Origin of the sequence: Tabrizicola sp. (genome assembly GCF_031377265.1) — a bacterium.
Classification (GTDB): domain Bacteria; phylum Pseudomonadota; class Alphaproteobacteria; order Rhodobacterales; family Rhodobacteraceae; genus JAUYQR01.
Genome location: NZ_JANMET010000285.1, coordinates 1 through 11363, shown reverse-complemented (window position 1 = coordinate 11363; position 11363 = coordinate 1). Strand labels below are relative to the sequence as shown.

Genomic DNA, 11363 nt, shown 5'->3' with positions numbered 1-11363 from the left:
GTTGGCGAACCGCGCCGCCCGTGCTTTCCTGCCGAAAATGGAGGACACCATGCGAGCTGTGATTGTGTTGCTGGCCCTGGCCGGATGCGTCGACCCAACAGACCCTGCCTCGGGTTGCCCGACGATGATCTCGGAGGCCGGTCGCCAATGGCAGGCCGAGTGCGGACGCGCCCGCATGGAAGCCGAGGCCCGCGCCGAAGGAAAGGCCGTCACGACCTGCGTCCAAAGCCCGTCCGGCATGACCTGTGTGACGGAGTAGCCGTTGCGCTTCAGCCTTCTCATCTGCGTATTGCTCGTCAGCGACACAAGCTTTGCCGACACCTCCTCGACCCTTCGCCTCGAACTTCTGGAGACCGAAACTGCCTTCGACATTATGGAAGAGCTTTGCCGACCCAACGACGAATTATGCGCCTACCAGAATCACCAGTTCGCCATTCTGTTAGCCTGCGCCCGCCTGTATGAAATGGCACCAGTAGAACGCCTGGCACGCTTCGACCGTCGATCCGCCCAGTTCATGCCAGCCGAATGATTTGCGTCAGTTTCCTTCAAGGCTCACCTGTCGCCCGCGAGAAAGTCGACCACTCCGCCCACTTTCCAGCCCCTCTCACCAACTGCGCGCCTTGTTTCATTCGGCCGCATGTTCTGGACTACGGTTTCCCTCCTGACGCCTGGTAGCTCCGACTTTGGGATGCCTCTCCCGCTTCCTGTAGTGCCCGAGAAAGGGCCTCTGCCGTTTTCCAGCGAGTTCGGCGGGGTGCTTCCGGCCTTCGAAGCTCTGGCACACTTTCCCAGGGTCGCCGCTAAAGTTGCTGCATCCTGAAGGCGTTTCGGTTTGCAAACCGTCCTTCGTTTCGGTTGATGCGTTTTTGTGGGTGCCTTGCTTTACGCGCCATTAGGATGAATGGATTGTCCGGTACAACCAGAAAAATTGCTGAGAAGATCGCTTAATGTTCCGTGTCGATCGGACAGCCAACCGCATTTCTCGCTTGGCTCAGAAGCGTTTTGGCGAGTTGGCCCTGCGCGAACGAGACCACCTGCAGGAATGGCTTGTTCACCAACCGGACGCATTGGGAGAGGATCTTCTGATCCTTCAGAAAGAATTCGACGGCTTTGACGAGACTCGCGAGCGATTGGATCTTCTGGCTCTCGACAAGGCAGGTAACTTGGTGGTCACTGAGAACAAGCTAGATGACTCTGGCCGGGACGTAACTTGGCAGGCGCTGAAATACACAGCCCATGTCTCAACTCTGAAGGCGGTGCAGATCGTCGAAATCTACCAGAAATACCTCGATCGCTACTGTGGCGGCGGTTCAGCCAGCGAGCGGATATGTGAGTTCCTTGAGGTGGAGAAGTTGCAGGAAGCTAAGCTGAACCCGTCCAACGGCCAACGAATGATCTTCATTGCAGCTAACTTTAGGAGAGAGGTGACTGCAACGGTTATGTGGCTTATCGGTCGAGGCGTAGCGATGCAGTGCTTCCGCGTGACGCCTTTTGCTTTCGGCGATGAGCTGTTCCTTGACCTACAACAGATCATCCCGCCCCCGGAAGCAGCCGACTACATGATTGGCATTTCGTCAAAAGAAGTCGAGGAAACGGCTGTTCAGGGGACTCAGAAGCGGAGGCATGAACTTCGGCTGCAATTCTGGGCCAAGGTCCTGGAACGCCTGCGCACCGACGGAGTACAGCTTTTCGACAATATTAGCCCTTCCAATTCCCATTGGCTAAGCGCTGGATCTGGGGCCAGATCCTGTCCATTCACGATGATATTCAGCCAGAGCGAGGCGCGAGTGGAACTCAGCCTCAACCGTGCTGACGGCGCCGAAAACAAACGGCTGTTCGACCAACTGTTCTCACGCCGCACTGAGATCGAGGCAGCCTTCGGCCATGCACTGGAGGCGGATGGACGACAAGAAGCAGTGCCGAATTGTCTACGCCAAGGAATTTGAAGGATATGACAAGGAGTCGTGGCCCGAGATGATCACTTGGTTGTCGGAGCATATCCGGGTGCTGGAGGCCGCCTTCGCGGAGCCGTTGACCCGGGTCGGCCGTTCGGTCCGTCTGCAAGACGAAAGCGAAGAGTGACGGCAGGTCTGAGCATGGCGGTGATTGGCTTCCCCGTCAGGGGGAAACTCGCACCTGTGGTGTTGCTCCTTGCTGGGTGGTGGCCACTATTTCCTAGGCGCAGTGCTGCCAGGCGCGCACGCCAAAAATGCAGAAAGGGTCAAAGCCCAACCTTTGCTGTTTGCAGACGGTCCGCTAAACCTTACTTTTCAGTTCGAACGCAATTGCAGTAACGTACAAGCGAGACAGCCTTAATTGCAGGTAACTAGACGCGTGAAACCTTGCGCAACCTCAGCCAAATCCTCCGGCGGCACGGCGGGGGCTTCCTCGACCTCGACCGGCTCCACTCCGTTTTGATAGAGAAACAGCTTCGCGATTTCGCCCCTGATTGCGAAGTTGATATTCTGGGGAATATCGCCGGTCGCGTCAGCTACCATTTGGGCATCGAGCTTCGACACAACCACGCCCACCACTTGACCAGCAGCGTTCACAACTGGCCCACCGGAGTTGCCCGGCTGGACCGGAGCGGAAATCTGCATTCGCACCCCGTCCCCAGCGATTCCCTTGAGGCTTGTCACTGACCCTCGCGTCACGTTCAGGCCGCCCAGCAGGTCTGGGAGGGGATATCCGATCACTGTCACGTCAGAATTGAGGCGCGCTGGCTTCTCAGCGAACTGAGCAGGCTCTGCCATGGGCGCTGGAGACACCCGCAATAGAGCGAGGTCGAACGCCTCATCTGTAGCAATTATGGTTGCTGCAAGCCCATCAATCGATACGCTGGCGCATCCCTTCACGACGTGGTTGTTCGTGAGGAAGTCGCCTTCCTTTGAAACTAGAAACCCGGTCCCGAAACCCTACGCCTGATTTCTAGCGCTACCTCCTTCAGAGCCCGCCGGGGGCAAGTCAGCCGCAGCTGGTGCTGTCTCCTCTTGCTCCGTCGACCTGTCGTCCAGCATCGTGGCCATAGTTTCGATGCCAGTCGCGAGGACGCCCGGCGAAATGCCGATTTGCGGCGCATATCCTGGCTCAATGCTGCCCGTCACTGCAGCCATTGCGCCCGCATCGACGTCGCCCGCCGAAAGCATGATCGTTGACCAGGAGTCACGACGATAGTCCGAGCGGGTGTAGAGGCTCAGGCCGTTCGCCGTTCTCGCCGAGGTGATCCACAGTGTCGGCCGCCGGACCTGATAAACATCGCCCAAGGCCTGATCGGCCGTGAACTGGTGGAGCCTTTCTGTCTGAGCCCCCGACCCAATGGTCAGCGAATAACCGAGCGAGGTTCCGGCCAGCTCCATGTTGACGAAGTTTTCCGAGAGCGCTCCGGCCACGAAGCCAACAGTCGGCACCAGAAAGGAAGTGTCGAGCGCGGAATTGTACTGCCGCACCCAACCGTCCTTTTCGAGGACATCATAGGTCTCAAGCGCAAGGAAGAGCACATCGGCATTGGTGACGAACTCCGAGCGACTGTTCCGGACTTCGTAGCGCTCTAGGGCGCGCTGACTGCCAGGGCCCCATGCGCCGTCTAGAAGGCCATTGTAGGCGTTCGCAAAGGCAAGGCCTGCTTGGATGAAGCGCTTCTCGTCTGCCGTCAGCACGCGGGCATCGAATTCGAGCTCAAGCTGATCAAGATTGAACGCTTCGGCAGTTGTCGCCGCGAATGTGAGAACGACGGCAAATGCAACTGAAAAGCGAAGCACGACGACCCCCGGCCCTACGCCATTCATAGGAAAGGGACGGGCCGGGTTCGTCAAGCGAGATTGTGGAGAGCCGGGATCAGGAGTTCGCCGCCTCGTCGCCGCGTTCGCCCTAGAGCAGACCCGTCGGCTTCCGGTAGCGATAGCCGGTCGCCGGAGCCATCTCCAGGCGCGCGTCGATGTGGACTGCGACCGGCACCGTCTTTCCATCGCCTGCCAGAAACTCCACCATGCGCGCCTTGATCTTCTCATCTTTGCTGTTGATTAGAAGGTCGATCGCGACCTCAAGCGCGGCCACCCGGCCGAATTCGCGAAGTCGCGCTGCTTCCGTGGTCAGGCTGGCACGGATCTGCTCCACAAGCGCCAAAACCTCGAGACGCTTCAGGGCCTTGCAGAGACCCTGCCGTGACAGCCCGGCCACTTCAGCGGCTGCAGTTTGGGTCAACCCATTGCGTGCCATCAGGTGAACAGCCTGCCGAAGCTTGGCGCTGATGCGGGGCTTAGGTGAGGGAAGAGGAATGATGTTGGTCATATGAAAACCATGGCATCCCCCAACAGACAGCAAAATGCACAGCGGGTGCACACAGGATAACCGAAGACTCCCTCGGCGCCCCTTCCGGCTTCACTTAGTGCGCGATGCAAGTAGTCTGACGCCGACAATTCGACACTACTCCGAGTAATGTTCGGATGACTGCAATGCGGACCTTGCTGCCGGTGGCTTCGGTTGTTCAACTTGAGCGCGCAGTCACAGCATGATCGACATTATGGGCGGAGAGCAGTCTGACGGCAGTGCGGCATTGCTCCTCCATGAAAGTGCAATAGCGACCGTTCGCAGCATAAACTTCGACTGGCAGAAGCATACAGATCGGAGTGTGCATGGTCCGAACCTGAAGGTGTGATTGGTCACGGCACTCTGCCTTCTTTTGGCCCATCGAGATTGGCAGCCCTTCTTGTGCAGATTCGGGCCATTGAGATGCTTCCCCTTTAAGCAGCACCGGAATAGGCTGTCACCCGAGACCTGGAAGAGGGGCATCCGTGCGCGCAGCTGCAAATTCCGTTGTCCACATCGACGATGACCGGTTTCGCGTCACCGAGTGGCAGTTTGCCCCGGGGGCGGAGACCGGCTGGCATCGGCATGGCCATGACTATGTGATCGTGCCCTTGTGTGACGGCCAACTTGTGCTTGACCTGCCGGGTGGCCAGAAAGCTACGGCCAGCCTGACGCAAGGCGTGCCTTATTCGCGGCGCGAGGGTGTTGAGCATAACGTCACCAATGGCTCTGACGGCGCCCCGCTGGCGTTTCTGGAGGTCGAGGTGGTGGATGGCGCGCTGGCCCATCGCCGTCAGGCAACCATGACCGCGATGATGGCTGCGTTCAATGCGCGCGACGTCGAGGGCGTCATGGCCTGCATGGCCGCGGACTGCGCTTTTCACGCTTCGGCTGGACCCGAGGCGGAAGGTCAACGCCACATCGGGCGCGATGCCGTGCGGCAGGCAACCGCAGCGGTTTTCGAGGCTTTCCCCGAGGCAGCCTGGACCGATGGCATGCATGTGGTTGCGGGCGACACCGGCCTGTCGAGCTGGCTCTTTGTCGGGCGTCGCCCGGATGGCAGTCCGGTGGACGTGCGCGGTTGCGATGTTTTCGGCTTTGACGGCGATCTGATTGCGGTCAAGGACAGCTACCGCAAGGCGCGGGGCTGATCAGCGGTTATAGCGGATGAAGGGCGTCTGTTTGCCGATACGGTCGTAAAGGCGTCGGCCTGCGGCGTTGAAGTCCTGCGTCAGCCAGTAGACCGCAGGTGTGCCATTGGCGTCGGCAGCAGCATAGACCGCCTCGATCAGCTTGCGGCCAAGGCCGGTGCAGCGTGCGTCAGGGACGACGTAGAGGTCTTGCAGGTAGCAGACGTTCTCGATCTTCCAGCAATGGCGGTGGAAAAGGAAGTGGGTCAGGCCCATGGCCTTGCCATCGACAAGGGCAATCAAGCCGTTGAAATCCTCAGGATCATCGCCCAGAAGCCGGACGAAGGTGCTGGCATAGACCGCGTCGGGCACCGTGGTTTCGTAATAGTCCAGATAGCCGGTCCAGAGGCGGCGCCAGTCGGCTTCATCGCGGGCAGCCGGGGGGCGGATGGAAACTTCGGGCATGGATTCTCCGGTAAACGGAGCCGGCCCCGCATGCACGGGGCCGGCCAGGCTGGGGAAGGCTTACTTCATCAGGTCGGCCACTGGAATGGCTTCGGAGATCGTCCATTCATCGACCACGCCGGGCTTGCCCGCGTTGGTTTCCACGATCAGATAGCGGGCCCGGTTCTGGTGGTGGATTTCGTTGGTGAAGGTGCGCGGGCCAAACAGCGTCGGCTCGGCGTTCATCTTTTCCAGTTCCGCCACCACGGCTGCGGTTTCGGTGGTACCTGCACGCTCAACCGCCTTGGCCCAGACGTCGATCATCACATAGCCCGGATAGACGTATTGGGTCGAAGGATCGCCACCGGTGACTTCCTTGTACTTGGCGTTGAAGGCGGTGACATCGGGATTCGGGTCATCGCCGTAGATCGAGCCCTGAACCGGCACGAAGAAGTTCGACAGGTCCGGCACGGCAGAAAGCCAGTACGAACCATCCACACCCGAACCGTTCAGGATCATCGAGTTGATCCCGGCGGCGCGGATCTGCTTGATGGCCGAAACCGCGCCCGGCATCATCGTGCACAGCATGATTGCATCGGGCTCTTCGGGCAGGGCCTTGATGCGGGTGATCTGGGCGGCAATCGAGGCGTCTTCGTTCAGGAAGGTATCCTCGCCCACCAGTTTGGCATCGGCCAGCTTCGGCAGCATATAGTCAAAGCCGTCGCAGATGCCCTTGTTGTATTCGGTCCAGGTATCGAGCAGGCGATAGAAGGTGCGGGCTTCTTTCTTGGAATAGGACCAGTCGGCCATCGTGGCGCCCTGAACGGCGGCCAGAACCGAGGCCGAGAAGGAATTCGGGCCGACGCCCTGAATACCGGCCTTGATCGATTCCGCGCAAAGGAAGAACGACGGCAGGCCGGCGCCTTCGGCGGCCAGAGCGGCGGGCGAGCCGAAGTCATAGTCGCAGGATACGACCACCATGTCGGCCCCGGCGTCGATGACGGTCAGACCCGCCTTTGCCCCTTCGGCGCGGTCGGTCTTGGTGTCGGCCGTGACCACCTCGATCTGCTTGCCCAAAAGGCCGCCCGCCGCGTTGATCTCGGAAATCCGGATCATGGCGGCATCCTGGGCGGGCTTGTCATAGGCCTGCATGAAACCGGTTTCGGCGGTGGCAAAACCGACGATGATCTTGTCGTCATCGGCCAGTGCCGGCGCTGTCAGGCAGGTGGTGGCTGCCAGAGCGGTCAGAATTCTTTTCATTGGGGTCTCTCCTAGTTGGTTGAGTCTTCAGGTCTTCAAGTCTTCAAGTTTTTGGGGCCTTGCGAGCCCTTGGTTTCCAAAGCTGCCCATTGCGGCAGGCTCAGGTCTTTGTTGCCCATGATTCCAGCGGGCCGGAACATGAGGATCAGGATCATCACAACGCCGAGGGCGATTTCCTGCACACCCCCCGGCAAGGCAAAGGTCGTTTCGCCGACCTGCACCCCGGCCTCCAGCCAACGCAGGGTCTGGATCAGGGTGGACAGGATCAGCACCCCCAGTACCGCGCCTGACAGACTGCCCATGCCACCGACGACCAGCATCGAAAGGGTGATGAAGGTCAGGCCAAGGTAGTAGGTATCCGGGGTGACAATGCCGATGGAATGCGAGTACAGCGCGCCCCCCATCCCCATGATCGCGCCCGAAATCACGAATGCGATCAGCCGGGCGCGGGGAATATCGATGCCGCTGGCGGCTGCTGCCGTCGGCTCGTCGCGGGCAGCTCGCAGGGCAAGGCCGTGGCGCGAGATGCCATAGGCCCAGGCGGCGAACACCGATATCAGGGCTGCAATCAGATAGGGCCAGATCGACCGGATGATCGGTATGCCGACAACGGAGGAGGTGGCGGCAGTGACGCTTTCCCAGTTCGAATAGATTGAGTTCACCATGGCCAGCATGGCAAACGTGGCGATCGAGGCGGCGATCCCCGATAGCCGCATCAGCACCGATCCGAAGATCAGCGCCCAAAGGGCTGCCCACCCAGCGGCGACTATGGCCGAGCCCCAATAGGGGATTTCCGTCTGCATCAGCCAGTCCGGCAAACCGGGCATCGACATGCCCTTCATCATCGGCTTGATCGTGGTCCAAGCCGCGACATAGCCGCCAAGGCAGGCGAAAGCGATGTGACCAAACGAGATCACACCCGAATTGCCGACAAAGACCCAAAGGCCAACGACGAAGATCACCTTGAGAAAGATGTCGATAATGGTCTGGTTGAAGGGTTTCGACCCTACAGCCACCGCAACAAGCGCGAAGGCTATCAGGAGCAGCCCAAGCAGGACCGGCGTGGCGAAGGTGCGGCGGGCAACGGAGGGCGACATCATACGCGCTCCTTGGTGCCACGGGCGGACAGCAACCCCTGCGGGCGGAAGATCAGCACCAGGATGACCGCGCCATAGACGAAGGCATCGCGGAAGGCGCGGGCGTCGGGGGGCAGGATCACCTGCATCACTGTAGCGATGGTCCCCAGAAGGAACCCGGCCAGCACCGCTCCTGCCAAGCTGCCCATGCCGCCGATCACCGTGGCGATGAAGGCCATCAGCATCACAGACGCCCCCATCATGATATTGGCCGTGCCGGTCTGCGACCCCAGGATCAGGGCAATTGCGGCGGCCAGCGCGCCTGACAGCGCAAAGGCCCCCATGATGACCCGGTTGGCCCGTACCCCCAGCATCCGCGCCATGGTAAAGTTCTCAGCCGCCGCCCGCATCTCCAGCCCAAAGCGTGTGCGGCGCAAGAAAGCGGTCAACCCGAACAGCACCGCCATGGTCACGGCAATGGTGATCAACTGCAAAAGCGGGATCCGCGCGCCAAGGATTTCAACGGGTTGGCTGAGTGACGGAAGCAGCGAAATGCTTTTCGGCCGGCTGGAGAACAGCATCAGCAGGAAATAGCGGATGACGAAGCCCAAGGCGAAAGAGGCGATCATCATGGTCGCAGGATTGGCCCGGCGAAAGCGGCGGAACACCACGACTTCGGAGGCCACTGAAAGAGCCGCCCCGATGGCCAGCACGAAGGGGATCAGAAGGTACCATGGCAGGTTGCCCGCAAAGATGATGGCGACGGCATCGACCGAAGGCCAGAGCAGCGCGAAGACGCAGGCTGCGATGACGTCGCCATGGGCAAAGTTCACCAGCCGCATGACGCCAAAGATCAGCGCGATGCCCAAGGCACCAAGGGCATAAAGCGAACCGAGCGAGAGCGCGTCAAAGACAACCTGCAGCAGAGATCCCATCAATGCTCTCCATATCCGAAATAGGCCGCTTGCAGGGCCTCTGACTGCCCCAGAGCACGCGCGTCACCGTCCAGCACGATCTCGCCACCGCGCATCAGCATCATCCGCCCGCCCACCAGCATGGCGCGGGTCGAGGATTGCTCGACGATCAGTAGCGTTAGCTTGCGCATCGCTCGGAGCGCGATCAGCCGTTCATAGACCTGATCTGTGATGTTCGGGGCAAGCCCGAGGCTAGGCTCGTCAATCGCCACAAGGCGCGGGTTGGTCATTAGGGCGCGCCCTATCACCAGCATCTGCTGCTGACCGCCTGACAGAAGACCGGCTTGCGAATGACGGCGGTCTTTCAGGATGGGGAAGGTGGCATAGACCGCTTCCAACTCGGTCGCGGCGCGGGTCTTCCAGCCGCGTTCCTTGGCGTGCATGCCGGTGCCTACCATCAGGTTTTCCTCGATGGTAAGCGAACCGAACACATCCCGCCCCTCAGGCACCATCGATAGGCCAAGGCGCGCGATGTCTTCGGGCGCACGCCCGGTGATGTCATGATCGGCAAAGTCGATCCGCCCACCCGAAGGCGGCGTCACCCCGGCGATGGCCCGCAAGAGCGAGGATTTCCCGGCCCCGTTCGGCCCAGTGATGAAGAGGATCTCACCCTCGGCCAGGCTGAAGGTTACCTCGCGCACCGCCGTAAGCCGCCCATAGCGCACCGAGACGTTGGACAGCGTAAGAAGGCTCATGCCATCACCTCAAGCACTGGCAGGTTGGTGTCGGCGGCGGTGCCCATGTAGGCATGGCGCACCCGTTCAGAGGCGCGGATTGTTGCGGGATTGCCGGTTTCGATGACAACGCCGCTATCCAGCACCAAGACATCGTGGCACAGGTCCAGCACCAGGCCGACATTGTGTTCGATCAGCAAGACCCCGCAGCCCATCTCGCCTGCCACGCGGCGGATCAGGGTAGACAAATCTTGGGCTTCGGTCGCGCTCATCCCAGCGGCGGGTTCGTCCAGCAGCACGAAAGCCGGCTTGCCCATCAGCGCCCGGCCAATCGCCACTCTGCGTTCGTCAGTATAGGGCAGCGCCCCGGCGATGCGGTTCGCCAGGGGCGCAATGCCGACCCAGTCCAGCATGGCCTCCGCCTCGGCGATGGCGGCGGCGCGGGAAAGGCCAAGGCCGACTCCTGTCACTTCTAGATTGTCGATTACCGCCAGATCACGGAACAACCGCCCGCCCTGAAAGGTCCGGGCGACGCCCCGGCGGCGCAGCTCGTGCGGTTTCAGACCGGACAGGTTTTGCCCGTCCAGACTGACAGAGCCAGAGGTTGCGGGTTGAAATCCGGTCATCACGTTGACAAGCGTGGTTTTCCCCGCCCCGTTCGGGCCGATCAGCCCGACGATCTGGCCGGAAGTAACCTTCAGGTCCACCTCCGACAGGGCGCGCAGCCCCGCGAAGGCAACCGATATCTTGTCAGCGCCTAGATCGCTCATATTGCCCCTTTCTTGCGGTCGCGGGTGATGAGGTAAGAGCCGCTTGCATCGAGCCGCGCCGTCCACCCCGGTTCAAGCACGATGGTCGTGGTTACTTCTTCGATCACGGCAGGTCCCTTGATGGAGGCTCCGACACCCAGCGGGGTGCCGTCATAAATCGGGGTCCGCACCCGTTTGCCATCGGCGCTGAACACTGCATCGCGGTAGCCTTTCACCGCCTTATGCGCAGTGGCGCCCTTGCCGATGGTCATGCGCTCGGGTTTGTCCACGACGCCGTAGACCGTGCTTTCGATGTTCACCACTTCGACCACCGACTGAGGTTCGGCATAGGTGTAAAGTTCCTTATGCCGCTTGTGGAAGGCGTCCTTGATCCTGGCTATCGACTTGGCATCCACCTTGAAGTTTCCGATTTCTACTATGCACTCATGGACTTGCCCGACATAGCGCATGTCAAGGCTGCGCTTGGTTACGATGTCCCTGGCCTTGAAGCCGTCAGTCTTCAGATGCGTTACGCCTTGCGCTTCGATCTGGCTGAACAACTGGTCAATCCGCCCAAAAGCCGTGTCATTGTCCAGCCGCAGGGGGGCGGTGGCCATGTAGTTGTATTTCACGTCACTGATGATCTGGCCAAAGGCGCAGAGGCCCGAAGCCAGCTTCGGCAACACGATAGTATCGATGCCGATGGCGTCGGCCAGCGCCGTGATATGGGCCGCCGTCGCCCCACCTGCGC

General features: G+C 60.6%; 11 protein-coding genes and 3 pseudogenes. 4 read left to right on the top strand and 10 right to left on the bottom strand.

All coding sequences use genetic code 11. The annotated features are described in order from the left end of the window. The 3 genes and pseudogenes from RMO18_RS15985 to RMO18_RS15975 form a co-directional block, all read left to right on the top strand. A partial coding sequence (locus tag RMO18_RS15985) for a hypothetical protein (RefSeq protein WP_309667245.1) occupies positions 1-259 on the top strand: 259 nt, incomplete at its 5' end. 3 nt (positions 260-262) lie between these two features. Further along, on the top strand, positions 263-529 hold the full coding sequence (locus tag RMO18_RS15980; protein ID WP_309667243.1) for a hypothetical protein: 267 nt from the start codon (positions 263-265) through the stop codon (positions 527-529). Positions 530-947: 418 nt separating this feature from the next. Then, positions 948-1971, top strand: a pseudogene (locus RMO18_RS15975) (DUF4268 domain-containing protein); the annotation flags it as partial. 341 nt (positions 1972-2312) lie between these two features. Here RMO18_RS15975 and RMO18_RS15970 read toward each other — a convergent pair. The 3 genes and pseudogenes from RMO18_RS15970 to RMO18_RS15960 form a co-directional block, all read right to left on the bottom strand. After that, positions 2313-2897: pseudogene (locus tag RMO18_RS15970) on the bottom strand (serine protease); the annotation flags it as partial. A gap of 18 nt (positions 2898-2915) precedes the next feature. Further along, positions 2916-3785, bottom strand: coding sequence for a hypothetical protein (locus RMO18_RS15965; RefSeq protein ID WP_309667241.1), 870 nt, complete (start codon positions 3783-3785; stop codon positions 2916-2918). Positions 3786-3867: 82 nt separating this feature from the next. Next, complete coding sequence (locus RMO18_RS15960; protein WP_309667239.1) at positions 3868-4287, bottom strand: helix-turn-helix domain-containing protein; 420 nt, start codon at positions 4285-4287, stop codon at positions 3868-3870. A gap of 503 nt (positions 4288-4790) precedes the next feature. On the opposite strand from RMO18_RS15960, the gene RMO18_RS15955 reads away from it, so the two are divergent. Further along, the gene (locus tag RMO18_RS15955) at positions 4791-5456 is read left to right on the top strand and encodes a nuclear transport factor 2 family protein (RefSeq protein WP_309667237.1); all 666 of its coding nucleotides are present in this window, start codon (positions 4791-4793) and stop codon (positions 5454-5456) included. Here the strand turns inward: RMO18_RS15955 and RMO18_RS15950 are convergent, their stop codons facing one another. The 7 genes and pseudogenes from RMO18_RS15950 to RMO18_RS15920 all read right to left on the bottom strand — a co-directional run. Next, positions 5457-5900: a GNAT family N-acetyltransferase gene (locus RMO18_RS15950; RefSeq protein WP_309667235.1), complete on the bottom strand. Its 444-nt coding sequence runs from the start codon at positions 5898-5900 to the stop codon at positions 5457-5459. 60 nt (positions 5901-5960) lie between these two features. After that, complete coding sequence (locus tag RMO18_RS15945) at positions 5961-7139, bottom strand: ABC transporter substrate-binding protein (RefSeq protein ID WP_309667234.1); 1179 nt, start codon at positions 7137-7139, stop codon at positions 5961-5963. 35 nt (positions 7140-7174) lie between these two features. Beyond that, entirely contained in the window at positions 7175-8236 is a 1062-nt protein-coding gene (locus RMO18_RS15940; RefSeq protein WP_309667233.1) for a branched-chain amino acid ABC transporter permease, read from the bottom strand. Further along, entirely contained in the window at positions 8236-9150 is a 915-nt protein-coding gene (locus RMO18_RS15935; RefSeq protein WP_309667232.1) for a branched-chain amino acid ABC transporter permease, read from the bottom strand. The genes RMO18_RS15940 and RMO18_RS15935 overlap by 1 nt, the downstream gene beginning before the upstream one ends. Further along, on the bottom strand, positions 9150-9884 hold the full coding sequence (locus tag RMO18_RS15930) for an ABC transporter ATP-binding protein (protein ID WP_309667231.1): 735 nt from the start codon (positions 9882-9884) through the stop codon (positions 9150-9152). Before RMO18_RS15930 ends, RMO18_RS15935 begins: the two co-directional genes overlap by 1 nt. Next, the gene (locus RMO18_RS15925; RefSeq protein ID WP_309667230.1) at positions 9881-10633 is read right to left on the bottom strand and encodes an ABC transporter ATP-binding protein; all 753 of its coding nucleotides are present in this window, start codon (positions 10631-10633) and stop codon (positions 9881-9883) included. The genes RMO18_RS15930 and RMO18_RS15925 overlap by 4 nt, the downstream gene beginning before the upstream one ends. Further along, positions 10630-11363 (bottom strand): annotated as a pseudogene (locus RMO18_RS15920) (hydantoinase/oxoprolinase family protein); the annotation flags it as partial. The pseudogene RMO18_RS15920 and the gene RMO18_RS15925, both read right to left, overlap by 4 nt.